Origin of the sequence: Indolivaga capnocytophagoides (assembly GCF_036511535.1) — a bacterium.
In the GTDB taxonomy this organism is placed as follows: domain Bacteria; phylum Bacteroidota; class Bacteroidia; order Bacteroidales; family Dysgonomonadaceae; genus Dysgonomonas_A; species Dysgonomonas_A capnocytophagoides.
In genome coordinates this window covers 4,529,825-4,546,307 of the sequence record NZ_AP028867.1, presented here as the reverse complement: position 1 = coordinate 4,546,307, position 16,483 = coordinate 4,529,825, and the positions used below count along the sequence as shown (strand labels likewise).

Below are 16,483 nucleotides of genomic sequence, written 5' to 3'. Positions count from 1 at the left end.
TGGTCAGCCTTATCTTTTTATATAATAATATTCTCAGAACCATCTCTTTCGCTTTAAATAAAATACAGCAAGAATTACAATTATAAACATTATCCCCCAAGCAAACAGGTATCCGTGCTCCCATTTCAGCTCGGGCATAAATTCGAAGTTCATTCCCCAAACTCCAACCATAAATGTCAATGGAATAAAGATAGTAGATACAATCGTCAATTTCTTTATGACATTATTCATTCTCAGATTATTGTTATTGAAATACAAATCGGATAATGAACTGATGGATTCCTTCAGCGACATCAAGTCATCGGATGAAGTACGCAAACGGTCATCAAAGTCTTCGAAATACATAATATTTTCAGGCTTGATCAGTTTGTTCGTATTATGCAATAGGTTTATATATTCTTCACGTAACGGGGCGATTACACGCCTCAGCAGGGAAGCATCCTTCTTACGCTGGCTTATAAATCTCATGACATTCAGGTTATCGGTATCGTCTTCAATCAAACGATCTTCCATTTCATTCAATCGGTTTGTAAGCTTAATAACCGTATCATTAAACGATGAATGCAGACAGTTGAGAAGAATATAAAGCAAATAATCTTCGTCTTTTTCCCGAATTAAGACCCTTCCGCCTTTTATGGCATCTTTTACATCATCAAAAATAGAAGTAGGTCTTTCCTGAAAACTCACAACATAGTTATCGCCGAGTATAAATGCGTTTTGATATATTCCCAGTTCATGAGCCTCATTAATATATGATCCCGACATCAGGATAAAAGTATTAGTCTCATGTTCTATCACTTTTGTAACATGATACCCCGAAAGTAAGTCTTTTATATCAAAGCGGGGAATCCCGAATTGTTTACAAATATTATAAGTTGTTTCGGCATCGGAGATACCGGTAATTCTGAACCAGTTTATGCAATCGGGTTTAAGCAGGTCTTTCAGCTTCTCCGCAGGCTGAACACTCTTCTCGCTTATCTGCGAACGGTCGTATTGAATTAGTTCTATGGAGGTTGAAATATTTTCCTCGCCCATATATACCAATTTTTCCAACAAGTGAGCATTCTTCACATGCCTACGCATTTTTGCATTTGTTGATATTCGTTTCGACATTGTCAATCTATATTTAAACCTATGATATCCAAAAGTAAGAAAAAATGCTATATTTGCTACCACTTAAGGTAAGAGACCTTTTATACAATAAAATATTGCGGACTGTTGTTAAAGTCGCAGTGAAAAATTTAAATATTGTACTTTTGGGACACAACACACTGTTGCTCTTATATTTCGTAAATCAATAAAAAGGTCTGAGACCTGATTTTTTCAATCATAATAGTTGATGAATAATACTATACTAACCCTATTATTCAAAAAGAAGCTGCAATTCTTCTTTTTGTTTTATCTTGTTCTGTTACTTCCGGTACTAAGTCCTATCGCCGAAAATCTTAGGACTACAGAAGTATTGGCTCTATTGGGTGTCAATCTCATATTATTTACAGCAATCTTTATTCTTCTCATTTTTGTCGCCCCAAAATGGGAAAAACTCATATATTCCCTTCTATTTGTTGTCGCATATCTACCTGGAAGTATTTATATCAGCTATCTGCTATTTGCGCATGTGTTACTGCAAGGCAATAGTGTTATCAGCCTATTCGAAACTAATCCTGCCGAAAGCAAAGAGTTCTTGGCTCATTACTTCAACCCATGGATTATCGTAGCATTTGTTGTTTATATATTTATCTGCTTTCTTGTTATTTGCAAGATGAAGAATGTAAGGCCGCTGGATGTAAAAAAATACAAATCGCTGTTCATATCATCGCTTCTGACGGTAGTTTTTATATCAGTTATTCCACCTCTCAACAAATCGGTATATTTTATAAACTTCTATAGATTATTTATTAATTATAAAATAAGGCTCAATAAAGAAGAATGTGCTATTGCCGAGCGTCAGTCTTTAGACTATCCGGTAACAAGTATCGATTCTACTCCTCCGAGAACCATTGTATTAGTTATCGGCGAATCTCTGACACGCACACACATGTCATTATACGGATATCCAAGAAAGACAAGTCCAAAACTCGAATCATTAGGTGATAGTCTGCTTGTGTATAAAGATGTTCTTTCGCCACAGGTACATACAATACCTGTACTAAGGTCTATATTAACCATGGCTGATAATAACAAACCTCAATATATAACCGAAAAACCGTCACTTATAGAATTATTCAACAGAGCCGGATACAAGACATATTTTATCAGTACACAACCTTTCGGAGGAAGCTACAAAACGAGTTATGATGCTCTTCTTAATCTCGCTCAATACAAGTGTGACCTATCCATCGAAAATCAACCTGACGAAATAATACTACCCAAGTTCAAAGAGTTATTAAAAGACACAACCAGCAAAGAAAACAAACTAATAATAGTCCATCTGATAGGAAATCACATGGCCTATGAATTCAGATATACACCTTCGTTTAACGTCTTTAATAATAGCAAAGATCATCTGATCAAGGAAACACCGTTCAGAGACCAGAAAGCGATACATACAATTGACAAATACGACAATTCGGTATTATACAATGACAATCTGATATACCAGATAATACGTGCTCTTCAAAATCAGAAAGACAATGAAAGTGCTTTGCTGTATTTTTCAGATCACGGAGAAGAGGTTTATGACATTAGAGACTTTTCAGGGCATGCGTACGAGAAAATATCCACATACATGTGCGAAATACCATTTATTGTATGGCTTTCCCCTAATTACAGAAAGACAAGAACCGACCTCGATTTCATTCCGAACAGACCATATTCAACAGGGGATGTTATTTTCAGCATCTCTGATCTGGCAAATATAAAATACAAGGATTACGACGATTCAAAAAGTATCTTTTCGAAAAAATACATTCTTCAGGAAAGGTTTATTGGAGATATGACTTACGATGAAGTCAAACGAAGGGAATCTCATTACCGAAATTAAGAGGGTGTTACCAACCCTTTACGGCTCCCCCTTTAAATTCGCGATCGGCTGTAGCTGCAACTTCATCCGACTGAAAAGCCCGGACAAAACGCTTTACTTTATCCTCATTCTTATTGTCCTCACGGGCAACGATAACATTTACATAAGGTGAATCCTTGTCTTCGACAAAAATTCCATCAGTTAAAGTCAGTCCTGCTCCCGCCGCATAAGTATTATTGATGATTGCCACAACGACCTTACGGTCATCAAGCACACGTGGCAATTGAGGAGCTTCCAATTCTAAGATGCGGTAATTATGAGGATTATCCACAATATCTGAGACCGTAGGCACCAGTCCTACATTATCTTTTAATCTGATAAGCCCATATTTCTGCATAAGAAGCAAGGCTCGTCCGCCATTTGTCAAATCATTTGGAATCACTATTGTATTACCATCTTTCAACTCCGATAGAGATTTTATCTTTTTAGAATATCCTGCTAAAGGATATACAAAAGTATTACCTACTACCGCAAGTTTATATCCACGTTCTTTCATCTGATTTTCGAGATAAGGAACATGCTGAAAAGCGTTCAAATCAACATCTCCCTGATCGAGCAACGTATTAGGCACAACATAGTCGGTAAGCGTCACGAGCTCCACATCCAGGTTATAGCGTTCTTTCGCTACTTTCTGAGCTGTTTTAGCAACAATATATTCAGGTCCCAAAACAACGGCCACACGGATAAAATCCGGATCATTTTTCCGCTTTCTTCCGCTTATGAATACAGTACATAAGACCGCAAAGCAGACAACGGATATAAGTATAAATATTTTTGTTTTCATTTACCGGTGATCTACTTTTTTCGAAATATAATTACCTGTAGTCTGGATAATGAAAACCAATATCACTAATAATACCAGTACGATATTCATCACAGTCATATCATAGCCTACATAACCGTACTGGTAACCGACCTGACCAAGTCCACCGGCTCCAACTGCTCCACCCATAGCCGAATAACCGACAAGCGTAATCAGAGTAATAGAGGCACTATTGATAAGAGACGGCATAGCTTCGGGCAGCAGCACTTTACTTATAATCTGAAAAGGTGTTGCACCCATTGCCCGCGATGCTTCGATAAGCCCTGATGGAACTTCGAGCAAGCTATTCTCTACCATACGAGCTACAAACGGTGCAGCACCGATACTCAACGGAACCAAAGCCGCTTCGACTCCGATAGACGTTCCCACAATAGTTCGTGTAAAAGGGATCATCCATACGATAAGAATAATAAACGGAATGGCGCGAAACACATTCACAAAGAATGCGATAAAACGATTTACCTTTTTATTATCTTTAATCTGCCCTTTTCGGGTAATAAATAAGGCAACTCCGATCGGCAGCCCGATCATAAAACTAAAATAGCCCGAAACAAAGGTCATAACGATGGTCTCCCAAGTACCTTTCAATAATATATCCAGCATAGAATCAGACATAACCTAATACCTCCACTTTTATATTTTGTGTTTTTAGAAACTCTATTGCATTATTTTCATTCTCAACCGAACTGATAAACTCGACAAGCATCACTCCAAATTTCAACCCTCCGATATAATCCATACGGGCATTTATGATATTACTGTTGATCTCAAACCGGCGAGCGACTTCAGACAAGACAGGGGCATCAACCGAATTACCTGAAAATTCAATCCAAAGTAAAGAATGCTTTCCCTCTATTTGAGATTCTGTTAATCTCTCCTGATAATCCGCAGGTATCTCCATATGCAGCGAAGAAGCGATAAACTGTTTTGTCAACTTCTCTTTAGGATGCGAAAAAATATCTGCAACACTCCCCTGTTCGATCAAACGCCCATCACTGATTACGGCGACATCGTCGCAAATCTCCTTCACCACATCCATTTCGTGAGTAATGAGTAAGATAGTTATATTCAACTGTTGATTGATCTCTTTCAGCAATGACAATATCGAACGGGTAGTTGCAGGATCGAGAGCACTCGTAGCCTCATCACACAACAAAACTTTAGGCTGTGTTGCCAATGTACGGGCTATAGCGACCCTTTGTTTTTGACCACCTGATAATTTGGTGGGATATTCGAGAGCTTTATCTTCTAATCCTACAAGCTTCAATAATTCTGTAACTCGGGCGGACTTCGCTTCTTTTGGGGTATTATCCAATTCCAGAGGTAAAGCTACATTATCGAAAACGGTACGGGATGAAAGCAAATTGAAATGCTGAAAAATCATCCCTATATTCCGACGGGATTTTGCCAGCTGAGAGTCAGATAGCGACATCAAATCCTGTCCGTCTACAATGATACGTCCTTCAGTCGGTCGCTCCAATAAATTCACAACCCGAATCAGAGTACTTTTACCGGCTCCCGACTCACCTATCACCCCCACAATCTTACCTTCGGGAACAAACAGCGACACATCATCTAAGGCCTTGATGTACCTTTGACTCTGTTGAAATATTTTGGTTACATGCTGTAATTCAATCATTGGATAACCTTTTATTCGATTATGGTCTCAGACCTGTTATAATTACAAAGTAACAAAAATAACTTATGCTTGTAGTAGTTAGCTTTATAAAATCGTTCAATTTTAGGATTTACTTTTTCGGGTTTATGACTATTAATTAATAAAAACAACCGAAAGCCTAATACAATATTCTTTATATATTTGTAATAAGTAAACCTTTTGATATTTAAGATCTTTAAATAGATCTGAGACTCTAAACCCAAAACCAATGAAAAAATCTCTTTTAACCCTAGTCATTCTTTTTTCTTTTATCATCATCCATGCACAGGAAACAATAAAGATCGCATGTGTAGGAAATAGTATTACATACGGCATGGGAATTGCAGATCGTGATAAAAACAGTTATCCGTCTGTCCTCAGTCAGATGTTAGGCGAAGGATATGATGTTCGTAATTTCGGATTCAGTGCCCGAACCTTATTAATGAAAGGTGATTTACCTTATATGAAAGAGCAGATGTTTAAAGATGCTTTAGCATTCAATCCCGATATTGTTATCATTAAACTAGGAACAAATGATTCGAAACCTCAGAACTGGCAATACGGATCCGAATATAAACATGATATGGAAACTATGGTTAATTCTTTCAAAAGCCTGTCATCCCATCCTCAGATATACCTATGCTTTCCGGCAAAAGCCTATGCCCTACAATGGGGTATCAATGATAGCATTATTGTAAAAGATATAATACCGGATATTATAGACGTTGCTGAAGAATGCGGTACCAAAGTAATCAACCTGCATACACCCACTAGCAATATGCCCGAAAATTTTCCGGATCATATCCATCCGAATGAGGCCGGAGCTAAAATTATTGCAACAGAAGTATACCATGCTATAACCCGTAAAGACTAAAGACGTATTTCCCAAAAACAACACTACTATGAGAATCTTATTTTGGAGCATTTTATGCTCGATCCTGTTTGTATCATGCCTAAAAGAGCCAAAGCTTAAAATAGCATGTATAGGAGACAGTATCACATCGGGCTATCTTTTAGAGGATATAGAAAAAGACTCTTATCCTTCGGTTTTACAACGACTGATGGGAGATAGCTGCGAAGTTAAGAATTTCGGGTTCGCCCAACGTACGTTATTACAAAAAGGAGATTATCCGTATATGAAAGAGCAGATGTACAAAGATGCGCTTTCGTACAATCCCGACATTGTAATTATTATGCTTGGGACAAACGATACCAGCCCCGAGAATATGAAATACAAAGAAGAGTTTGTGGAGGATATGACACAGATGGTCAAATCGTTTCAGCAATCACCGGCTTCGCCCCGAGTATACTTATGTCTGCCTACACACCCATATAAAGTGTTTGCGAAAAGAGACAGTATCCTTACCGGGATTATGTTTCCGTATATAAAAGAAGTTTCGAAAAACTGCAATGCCGGTCTTATAGACCTTCACTCGGTAACATCCGATTCAACACTGTATATCGATGGCATACACCCGAACAAAAAAGGCGCAGAAGTGATAGCACAAACCGTATATGATAAAATAAAAGAGAATCTCGATTAACAGAGATTCTCTTTTAGTATTTTCGTTAGGAATAGTAGAGCTTAGACCTCACATCATATTTGCAGCAAGGAATTTACGAGTCAGATCAGGGTTTTCACCTCTGTTCTTTATATAGAATCCGGCTTGTTCTTCCGATATCTGACCGATAGTAAAGTATCTCGATTGAGGATGTGCAAAAATCAATCCGCTTACAGATGCATTAGGAAGCATAACCCCGTTTTCGGTTAACTGCACTTCTATCTGTTTAGAATCCAACAATGATTGATTCAGCAAAAAATTGATCGACTGATCAGGAATAGACGGATAACCAACTGCCGGACGTATTCCCTGATATTTAAGGGCAAACATCTGATCGACTGTCAAATCCTCGCCGAATCCGAATCCCCAGTATTCAGTACGGATTTTAGCATGCATAAATTCGGTAGTGGCTTCAGCCAAACGATCGAGTACCGACTTCATTAGAAGAACACTGTATTCATCGCCTTTGCGTTCGTATTCACTCAACATTTCGTTCGCACCTCCGGCTCCGGCTGTAATAGTAAATGCTCCTACATAGTCTTTCTTTCCTGCACTCTTCGGTAACACAAAATCACAAAGAGACAAGTAAGTATCTTTTTCGTTTCTCTTTTGTTGACGGAGCATCGGGAAACAAACATCATTGATATAAAGGCATTCATTATCACTATATGCCTCAAATACGCCATATGTAGCTTTAATATAGTCGGCTTTCACATGAATCAGGTGATCAAGCATCTTCTGAGCATCCTTATATAACTTCATTCCTTCCTGAGCCTTTTCTCTTTCTTCTTCGGGGAACGAGTTAACCCACGAAGTACGGCAACTCACACAATCATCTATAAATTGTACTGTATGATAACGTGCCGAAAGATTCCACGAATGGAAAAAGAATTTCCAATCAATAAAAGGAACTATTTTCCCGATCGGAATATGAGGTATTACTTTCACACCCTTCACATTCGGTTCGGGTGCAATATAATCAGTCCAGTCTATTTTAAAGGATTTACTGATAGCCTCTTTCAATGGCAGTAAATCTACTTTCTTATTCTCCTGTAATTCACGCAATCCTTGGTACTCCTCTTTAACTTCTTTGATAAACTCTCCTTTGGTATTCGGATTTATCAGTTTAGCTACTGCAGCCGGTGCTTGAGACGCATCTTTGGTATATACAACCGATCCGTTTCGGTATTTCGGGTCGATCTTAATTGCCGTATGTAATTTGGAAGTAGTAGCTCCTCCGATCATCAAAGGAATGGTAAATCCGGCCTTCTCCATTTCATGCGCAACAATACTCATCTCTTCGAGAGAGGGAGTAATCAATCCGCTTAAACACAAAATATCAGGATTCTCATCCTTCACTTTCTGAATGATTACTTCCGGAGGAACCATCACACCTAAGTCTATCACCTCATAATTATTACAAGCTAATATTATTGATACAATATTCTTACCGATATCATGAACATCTCCTTTAACTGTGGCAATAATAAGTTTACCTGCGCTTTTCGATGTATCCGATTTATCTTTTTGAGCTTCGATTGTAGGTTGTAGTATGGCCACGGCACGCTTCATCGTACGGGCAGTTTTCACCACCTGAGGCAAAAACATCTTACCAGAACCAAACAGGTCTCCTACTTTATTCATCCCTGCCATCAACGGCTTGTCTATAATATCAACAGCCCTCGGATACACAGATAATGCTTCGGACATATCCTCTTCCATATGATCACTTATGCCCTTTACCAAAGCATATTCAATGCGCTGTTCGAGCGGATAAGACCGCCATTCTTCTACCTTATCGGCAGGCTGATTCGATTTTTCGGCTTTTATCCGTTCTGCATATTCTATCAGTTCGTCGGTAGCTTCTTCCCGTCTGTTGAAAATGACATCTTCCACCAGATTTCTTAAATCGTCGGGAATATCTTCATAAATCACGGATTGTCCGGGATTAACAATTCCCATATCCATTCCCTTCTGAATAGCATAATACAAGAAGACAGAGTGCATTACCTCACGGATATAATCATTACCTCGAAAAGAGAAAGACAAATTGCTCACCCCTCCGCTTATTTTAGCATGAGGAAGATTGGCTTTTATCCAGTCTATTGTATTAAGAAAATCAACAGCATAACCCCTATGTTCTTCTATTCCTGTGGCAATAGCCAGAATATTGGGGTCGAAAATGATATCCATTGGATTGAATCCATCATTTACCAATAGATTATATGCCCGCTGGCAGATTTCGATACGTCTTTCATAACGGTCGGCCTGACCAATTTCATCAAAGGCCATGATAATAACAGCTGCTCCGTATTTACGAACAAGGCGGGCTTGTCTCATGAATTCTTCTTCGCCTCCTTTCAGAGAGATTGAATTCACTACTGCCTTTCCTTGCACACATTTCAATCCGGCTTCCAGCACCTCCCATTTAGAAGAATCCACCATCACGGGAATACGGGATACATCAGGATCAGACGCAACCAAATTCAAGAAATTAGTCATTTCCTCGACAGCATCCAATAATCCTTCGTCCATATTCACATCGAGAATCTGTGCTCCGTCTTCGACCTGCCGATGAGCAATAGTCAGAGCCTCTTCATAATTCTTCTCTTTGATCAGACGCAGGAACTTACGAGAACCAGCCACATTACAGCGTTCTCCTATATTTATAAAATTAATCTCAGGTTTAGCCTCCAGTAATTCCAATCCGGACAGCCACATATACTGAGGTTTCTCTGACGGAACATGCGGAGCAGCACCTTTAACCAAATCTACATATTTTGCGATATGATCGGGTGTAGTACCACAACATCCCCCCAGAATATTGACTAAGCCTTCATCGATATATTCTTTTATCTGACGAGCCATAATCTCAGGAGTTTCATCGTACTCTCCGAATTGATTAGGCAAGCCTGCATTCGGATATGCCGATATAAAAGAAGGAGCCAAACGTCCTAATTCTTTAAGAAACGGCTTCATATCTGATGCTCCGAACGAACAGTTCAATCCCACCGATAAGAAATCAATATGGCTGATTGAAGCCAGAAATCCTCCGATAGTTTGTCCGGATAAAGTCCGTCCTCCTTTATCGGAAAGAGTTACTGAAACCATGATAGGGACATTGATTCCTTTTTCTTTACGCACCTCTTCGGCTGCGAATAGAGCAGCTTTTGCATTCAGGGTATCGAAAATCGTTTCGATAAGCAGTAGATCAACCCCACCGTCAATAAGACCTTCTATCTGCTCTTTGTATATTCGGTGCATATCATCAAAGGTCACAGCTCGGTACATGGGATCTTCTACCCGAGGACTCATAGAGGTAGTCTTGTTGGTAGGTCCTATTGATCCTGCAACAAAACGAGGCTTATCGGGATTTTGAGCAGTATATTTATCGGCTGCACTTTTTGCTAAACGAGCGGCAGCTACATTCACTTCATGAACAAGGTGCTGCATTCCGTAATCTTCCATCGAAATGGCATTCGCATTGAAAGAATTGGTCTCTATTATGTCTGCCCCTGCATCAAGGTATTTACAATGAATGGCATCGATCACATCCGGACGGGTAAGACATAACAAATCATTATTTCCTTTCTGTAAGATCACGGCATCTTTAAACCGGTCTCCTCTGAAATCTTCTTCCGACAACTTATATTGCTGGATCAGGGAACCCATTGCTCCATCCAAAATAAGTATTCGGTGTTTTAGTATTTCCTGTATATTTTGCATTATGTAAGTACGTAAGTATTTTTTATTTAAAAATGTTCTATGTTACAACGAAGATAAAACAATTTTATCTGATACATTAACCAGAATGAAAATTAGTAGACAAAAAAATCAGAGATTTATGTTATTGCTTCTCTATTTTAAAAGACTTTATACCGTGGTAGCGAAGATAAAACATATTAATCCAATGCGTAGAGTCAGACGGAATCTCATCAATCAAAGGAAAGCCTGTTTGTGGATTTATAGTCTCCTTTGTTACAAAATCAAAATTCGCTTTATCTTTCTGCTGATTTATAATCATTTCCCGCTTATTAAAAATGTCATTTATTTTAGCTAAATCTTTGTATCCGCGTTGAAATGATAATGCGAAATATATGCCGGCAAATATGCAGATCAATGATTTTACTGCAAATAAATATCTATTATCGGAAGGAATATTCGCATACAATATACTTATAGCAATAATCAAGTATATTATAATGCCAAACCATGCCCGGGGAGGAAACTCAGGTGATGCAACCATCACCAAATCAGAAATTATTGCTCCAATAAAAAAAACTATTGACAAATATATCGTTCTTTTATCCTTCTGCGGAGTAAAATACAAATATGTAAATAAGGCAAAGATGTATATGAAAACCAAAGACAAGGCAAATTTGTAGAAGTCTCCTACAACAGGAAGCATCCGTGTCATATAGAATTTGATCTTAGTCCCCTGCTCTATAGAATTATCAACCAAAGACTGATCATAACGAACAAAGTTTCCCGGAGCGGCAACCATTAAAACATAGCCTATAAGAGCACCCAAAAGACCGGTTAACATCCATGCGGGAACAAAGCGTTCCTCTTTCCATACATAAAAAACTATCAAACACAAGATGACAAACATCCCGAAAGCTGTATTCTCATTAGTCCATCCGGCTATTATTCCGGCAATAAACATAATCAGAGCTTTAGATATCATATGAACTCTTTGCGGCCGTAAAAATCCTCTCACATAAACATAGATAAACGATATGATAATAAGTGCCATCCACAAATAATTTCCACTTCCTGTTATCCACAAAATAGTTTGAGAAAAAGCCGGTTGAAAGAAATAAATCAGAATATTTATAATGAAGAACAAAGATGCATTTACAGTTTTACTAAAATTTGCTGTTTTATAAATAATCAGGACTAGAGCGACATAGGCTAAACTGTTTAGCAGATCAGATTTCCACCCTCCCAGATATAATAAAAATTCGGCTGTCATATGAGCTATTACCCGCCCACCATGTATAAAATAATGATTATACTGTGATTCAAAGATGTCTGAAATAACAGATATTTTCCGAGTCAATTCCGATCCGGTTATGAAAGTATACCCCCAATCATCAGCATACAAGGGGTATGAGAGATTCAATAGTAAGATCAATCCACCAAAGAGTAAGACAAAAAATATAAATAATAACCTCGATGTATTTTTATTATTTAATTTTTCCTCCAATACTGTAAATAAATCCGTGAATTTCTGATAATAATTTCTCATACTCTTAGCTATTATTCTATTCTTTTTATCGAATTTACCTCATAATAGTCGGCACAAATACGATTGCGCCACGATAATTCATCAGCTGTTATATCTTCAAAGTCAAATTGACCGGGCATTATTATAGGAGATTCTTTTAATACAATATCTTTGATTCCCCTGTCTTTCTGAGATTTGATATATTGCTCTCGGACTTTATACCTATCCCTGAGATATTTCAGAGGATTATAATACATACAATAATATGTGCTTCCTGACCAGATCAACAGAGCTGTCAAAAACAGTGAATTAACTATTTTAGTTCCTCTTGTTTCAAATTTGAGATCTCCGTACAAAATAGAAATAGCAACTATCATAAATGCATGCATGCAAAAAGATGCTCTCACCGGAAATATAGGTGATGCAATCATTGCTAAAGCCGAAATATGAGCTGCTATAAAAAACAATACAGATCCGAATAATACCTTTTCATTCCGATTATCCTTATTCACAAACCAATATATCAATACAGATACAACATAAGCGGCAATCAGAGCTGACACTGCAGGTATATACCTATAAATAAGATAAATATTCCGGGCTTTAAACCTTAAGACTTCTACCAGTGATTTAGTATCCAGATTTAGTGAGACATGGGTATCATGGGAACGGATGAAATTACCCGGAGCAGCAAGCATAATTGCACAACCAATACCTACCCCAAATAAACCTGCAGCAAACCAAAGAGGAACTTTTATCTTCCGTATTGAAAAATAGATCAACAAAGAGAATATAATAAACAATAAAGCTATCGAAACATTCTCGTTAGTCCACCCCGCTATTATTCCGAATAAAAACATCCACAAGGCTCTCAATCGCGTATCCTTACTTTTTTCTGTTATATAAAAGCGATAATAGTTATAGAGGAAAGACAATACAATAAGTGAGCCCCACAAATAATTTGAACTGCCTGTAATCCAGACAACAGTCTGAGGAAAAGTAGGGAGTCCTAACCACAAAACAGCCCCGATAAACAGAAATAACATAGGGGCCAATGCTTTACCACAGTTAGCTATTTTATATATAGCCAATATAAACAACACAAAGGCCAGACTATTAATAATCTCACGAGTCAAAGCCGGAATCATCAAGAGTATCTGATCTATAAAATGCACAACATTGCGCCCTCCCCAGTATAAATAATGATTATACTGCGACACAAAAACATCTCTTATATTGTGAATAAAACGAACAGGATTTTCATTAAAAACAAAAGAATACATCCAATCATCGGAATGAATCGGATACATCCTGTTCAATAAAAATATTAATAGAAAAAATACAAAAAAGATTATACCGAACAACCATCGCCGGATACTCTTTTTATCCCCATTTACTATCCCCATATAAATAAAATAAAGATTTTAAAGACCAGTGTCTTATAAATCGTATAGAATAAAGGTCTGAAACAGCCTTATTTCTTCATAAAGCGATCCAGCATACGCTTATCGTCTTTTTCTTTCAAAGACTGGCGTTTATCATATTGCTTTTTCCCTCTGGCAACTGCGATATTTATTTTGGCCAACCCTCTGTCATTAATAAATAAACGGGTAGGCACAATTGTGTATCCCGTTTCTTTCACCATTCGCTGTATCTTCTTCAGTTCTTTCCTGTTTAGCAGCAGTTTACGATCTCGACGCGCAGCATGGTTGTTGTATGAACCATAGAAATATTCCGATATATTCATATTTCTAACCCATAATCCGCTTTTTTCAAAAATGCAGAATGTATCGACAAGACTGGCTTTCCCCAACCTTATCGATTTTATCTCCGTACCGGTCAGTACTAAACCGGCTGTATAAGTTTCGAGCAGTTCGTAATCAAAAGTTGCCCGTTTATTCTTAATATTTATATTTGATTGCTGTTTCATAATCCAATGAGGCAGAAGGCCTCTTTTAAAACTTTATAAGTATAAATTACATTTATACTTACCATTGCTAAAGAACAAATTATTCGTTCAACAGCTTATTCAGAAAATCGTCAAACTCTTTGTCGATCCGTTCCATAAAATCATTCTCGAGCCTTACGATAGAATCATCCTCAATGACTAACAGTTCTTTTTGCACGACAAAATTTTCATCGGCAAGACTGATCGAAAATGGCTTGTAAAGATCCAATGCGCCAAAACGGTCTTCATCATCGAATTTTGTCACCACTTCACTCAGAGCATTTTCTATCTCAGTATCATCATCCAATTCTACCCAAGCTTCTACTAAAACCTGAGATAACAGATTCTCTTCATCATCATAGATCGACAATTCTCCGCTATCCTTATCTACAACCAAATAGATGTCCGTCAGGGAACTTCCCGCGTAATCGTTCTTGAGGTTGTCTATAGCCTCTGCCAGAGCATTAGCAATTTCTTTGTTCGCTTTTGTTGCCATTATGTCTATTTCTATTAAGCTCGGAGAGCTTTTTTATTGTTAATATTTTCTCTTATTTCGACAAAAGAGATCTGAAGCTCAGTCTTATTTCTGTTTCAGCAACTTATAGTACTGCGCATCGTCCCGAATTATCTCAAGACCTTTGGTAAAGATAACACTTTCGTCGTTTATTAACTGAAAATAAGATGACATGTCATATAAATCGCGAGCCATAGATGATTTGATCCGGCGTTTCAATAAATCTTTTGACCGGTCAAACTGATCTTCTTTAAATTCAATTTTCGATTCGGTAGCCATTTTCACCAAATCATCCAACAAGTCATTCGAAACTACATATTCCTTCTTGAATTTATCTATTGTCGGATATTTTTTCAACAAACCTTTACGGTTTGCATCAACCTGATTCAATGCCAACCTGTAAGTTAATCCCATTGCATTAACACGTCCGCTGTAATCGGTATATTCAGTTGTGTCCATCGGCACAAAATAATCAGGCATGATACCTCCGCCTCCATATACAATACGCTGGTTTACCAACGTCTTATATTTCAAAGAATCAGGAAAATGGATACTATCCGCATTCATCATTTCCCCTCTGTTATAACGATCTATCAGATCTTTATTATACGAATCCTGATCGCCGTTTACATAAGGTTTTTGTATACATCGGCCGGTAGGCGTATAATAGCGGGCAACCGTAAGTCTGATCATCGAACCATCAGGCAATGGAAATTGGCGTTGTACCAATCCTTTACCAAATGTACGCCGTCCTATAATCAGCCCTCTGTCCCAATCCTGAACCGCTCCGGATACAATTTCACTGGCCGAAGCAGAACCTTCGTCCACTAAGATAACTAATTTTCCGGATTCGAACATTCCTTTTTCGGTTGCAACATCACTCGACTTAGCCTGATGTGTTCCTTCCATATAAACAACCAATTTGTCTTTTCCTAAAAACTCATCTGCCAATTCTGTTGCGGCAGTAAGGTACCCTCCGCCATTACTCTGTAAGTCGAGAATAAGATCCTGCATCCCCTGAGCCTTCAGTTTTTCAAGAGCCAGTCTGAATTCTTCGACTGTAGTTGCTCCAAAACGGCTCAGACGGATATATCCTGTTTTTTGATCTACCATATACGACGCATCGAGACTGTAGATCGGTATTTTATCTCTTATAATCTGAAAGACAATCGGCTCAGAAACACCTCTTCTTGCAACCGAAACTTTAACTTTTGTTCCTTTGGGTCCCCTCAATCGTTTCATGATATCCTTTGTGCTCATATTGACTCCGGCTATAGCTGTATCATTTACTGCAATAACCCTGTCTCCGGGCAATAAGCCGACACGTTCGGAAGGACCGTCTGCTATCGTTTCTATCACATACAGAGTGTCACTCATCATATTAAATGAAATACCAATCCCATCAAAATTACCTTCCAATGGTTCATTCATTTCAGCAACAGCATCTGCATTCAGATAGGATGAATGAGGGTCGAGTTCCTTCAAAATGGCAACAATAGCATCATCCGCCAGTTTTTCGTCATCTACCTGATCAACATACATCCGCTCTATAAGTGTCATGGTTGTAGCCAGTTTACGTGTACCCTGACTCATACTGAACTGAGCAGCTAAATCACTGTATGCAAACAATGTAAACACTACAACTAATAGCAATATCTTTTTCATGTACCTTCTTCTTTGTGTTTTTATGCAAAGAAGTCAAGTAGAAGACTCTTACTTGACCTCTT

General features: G+C 38.1%; 13 protein-coding genes. 3 read left to right on the top strand and 10 right to left on the bottom strand.

Translation table 11 applies throughout. The annotated features are described in order from the left end of the window. Window positions 1-33: 33 nt before the first annotated feature. A complete protein-coding gene (corA, locus tag AABJ51_RS18425) occupies window positions 34-1,113 on the bottom strand; it encodes a magnesium/cobalt transporter CorA (protein WP_338373756.1) in 1,080 nt (359 codons plus the stop codon). A gap of 226 nt (window positions 1,114-1,339) precedes the next feature. Between corA and AABJ51_RS18420 the strand changes: the two genes are divergently transcribed. Beyond that, window positions 1,340-2,983 carry a sulfatase-like hydrolase/transferase gene (locus tag AABJ51_RS18420; protein ID WP_338373755.1) on the top strand — a complete coding sequence of 548 codons (1,644 nt, stop codon included), beginning with the start codon at window positions 1,340-1,342 and terminating at the stop codon, window positions 2,981-2,983. Between the two features lie 7 nt (window positions 2,984-2,990). Here AABJ51_RS18420 and metQ read toward each other — a convergent pair whose 3' ends face one another. The 3 genes from metQ to metN are packed head-to-tail and all read right to left on the bottom strand — an operon-like array spanning window position 2,991 to window position 5,484. Continuing rightward, window positions 2,991-3,806, bottom strand: coding sequence for a methionine ABC transporter substrate-binding lipoprotein MetQ (metQ, locus tag AABJ51_RS18415; protein WP_321577314.1), 816 nt, complete (start codon window positions 3,804-3,806; stop codon window positions 2,991-2,993). Then, window positions 3,807-4,448, bottom strand: a complete 642-nt coding sequence (gene metI / locus AABJ51_RS18410) for a methionine ABC transporter permease MetI (protein ID WP_338373754.1) — start codon at window positions 4,446-4,448, stop codon at window positions 3,807-3,809. It abuts the gene before it with no gap. A 4-nt stretch (window positions 4,449-4,452) separates the two neighbouring features. Then, window positions 4,453-5,484, bottom strand: coding sequence for a methionine ABC transporter ATP-binding protein MetN (metN, locus tag AABJ51_RS18405; RefSeq protein ID WP_321577313.1), 1,032 nt, complete (start codon window positions 5,482-5,484; stop codon window positions 4,453-4,455). 247 nt (window positions 5,485-5,731) lie between these two features. Between metN and AABJ51_RS18400 the strand changes: the two genes are divergently transcribed. Both AABJ51_RS18400 and AABJ51_RS18395 read left to right on the top strand, forming a co-directional pair. After that, window positions 5,732-6,376 carry a GDSL-type esterase/lipase family protein gene (locus AABJ51_RS18400; RefSeq protein WP_134435808.1) on the top strand — a complete coding sequence of 215 codons (645 nt, stop codon included), beginning with the start codon at window positions 5,732-5,734 and terminating at the stop codon, window positions 6,374-6,376. Between the two features lie 28 nt (window positions 6,377-6,404). Further along, window positions 6,405-7,046 (top strand): GDSL-type esterase/lipase family protein, encoded by a 642-nt coding sequence (locus tag AABJ51_RS18395; RefSeq protein WP_338373753.1) that lies wholly within the window; start codon window positions 6,405-6,407, stop codon window positions 7,044-7,046. Between the two features lie 48 nt (window positions 7,047-7,094). Here the strand turns inward: AABJ51_RS18395 and metH are convergent, their stop codons facing one another. The 6 genes from metH to AABJ51_RS18365 form a co-directional block, all read right to left on the bottom strand. Continuing rightward, a complete protein-coding gene (gene metH, locus AABJ51_RS18390; RefSeq protein WP_338373752.1) occupies window positions 7,095-10,790 on the bottom strand; it encodes a methionine synthase in 3,696 nt (1,231 codons plus the stop codon). A 121-nt stretch (window positions 10,791-10,911) separates the two neighbouring features. Continuing rightward, complete coding sequence (locus AABJ51_RS18385; RefSeq protein WP_338373751.1) at window positions 10,912-12,315, bottom strand: DUF3329 domain-containing protein; 1,404 nt, start codon at window positions 12,313-12,315, stop codon at window positions 10,912-10,914. Between the two features lie 11 nt (window positions 12,316-12,326). Then, window positions 12,327-13,700 (bottom strand): DUF3329 domain-containing protein, encoded by a 1,374-nt coding sequence (locus AABJ51_RS18380; protein ID WP_338373750.1) that lies wholly within the window; start codon window positions 13,698-13,700, stop codon window positions 12,327-12,329. A gap of 68 nt (window positions 13,701-13,768) precedes the next feature. Further along, entirely contained in the window at window positions 13,769-14,224 is a 456-nt protein-coding gene (gene smpB / locus AABJ51_RS18375) for an SsrA-binding protein (protein WP_026625421.1), read from the bottom strand. A 79-nt stretch (window positions 14,225-14,303) separates the two neighbouring features. Next, entirely contained in the window at window positions 14,304-14,738 is a 435-nt protein-coding gene (locus AABJ51_RS18370) for a hypothetical protein (RefSeq protein ID WP_051290585.1), read from the bottom strand. Window positions 14,739-14,822: 84 nt separating this feature from the next. After that, on the bottom strand, window positions 14,823-16,421 hold the full coding sequence (locus tag AABJ51_RS18365) for a S41 family peptidase (RefSeq protein WP_338373749.1): 1,599 nt from the start codon (window positions 16,419-16,421) through the stop codon (window positions 14,823-14,825). Window positions 16,422-16,483: the final 62 nt, after the last annotated feature.

Bases quoted from the DNA above. Each gene is read 5' to 3' on its own strand.
- corA (WP_338373756.1), bottom strand. From the start codon at position 1,113: ATGTCGAAACGAATATCAACAAATGCAAAAATGCGTAGGCATGTGAAG.
- AABJ51_RS18420 (WP_338373755.1), top strand. From the start codon at position 1,340: ATGAATAATACTATACTAACCCTATTATTCAAAAAGAAGCTGCAATTC.
- metQ (WP_321577314.1), bottom strand. From the start codon at position 3,806: ATGAAAACAAAAATATTTATACTTATATCCGTTGTCTGCTTTGCGGTC.
- metI (WP_338373754.1), bottom strand. From the start codon at position 4,448: ATGCTGGATATATTATTGAAAGGTACTTGGGAGACCATCGTTATGACC.
- metN (WP_321577313.1), bottom strand. From the start codon at position 5,484: ATGATTGAATTACAGCATGTAACCAAAATATTTCAACAGAGTCAAAGG.
- AABJ51_RS18400 (WP_134435808.1), top strand. From the start codon at position 5,732: ATGAAAAAATCTCTTTTAACCCTAGTCATTCTTTTTTCTTTTATCATC.
- AABJ51_RS18395 (WP_338373753.1), top strand. From the start codon at position 6,405: ATGAGAATCTTATTTTGGAGCATTTTATGCTCGATCCTGTTTGTATCA.
- metH (WP_338373752.1), bottom strand. From the start codon at position 10,790: ATGCAAAATATACAGGAAATACTAAAACACCGAATACTTATTTTGGAT.
- AABJ51_RS18385 (WP_338373751.1), bottom strand. From the start codon at position 12,315: ATGAGAAATTATTATCAGAAATTCACGGATTTATTTACAGTATTGGAG.
- AABJ51_RS18380 (WP_338373750.1), bottom strand. From the start codon at position 13,700: ATGGGGATAGTAAATGGGGATAAAAAGAGTATCCGGCGATGGTTGTTC.
- smpB (WP_026625421.1), bottom strand. From the start codon at position 14,224: ATGAAACAGCAATCAAATATAAATATTAAGAATAAACGGGCAACTTTT.
- AABJ51_RS18370 (WP_051290585.1), bottom strand. From the start codon at position 14,738: ATGGCAACAAAAGCGAACAAAGAAATTGCTAATGCTCTGGCAGAGGCT.
- AABJ51_RS18365 (WP_338373749.1), bottom strand. From the start codon at position 16,421: ATGAAAAAGATATTGCTATTAGTTGTAGTGTTTACATTGTTTGCATAC.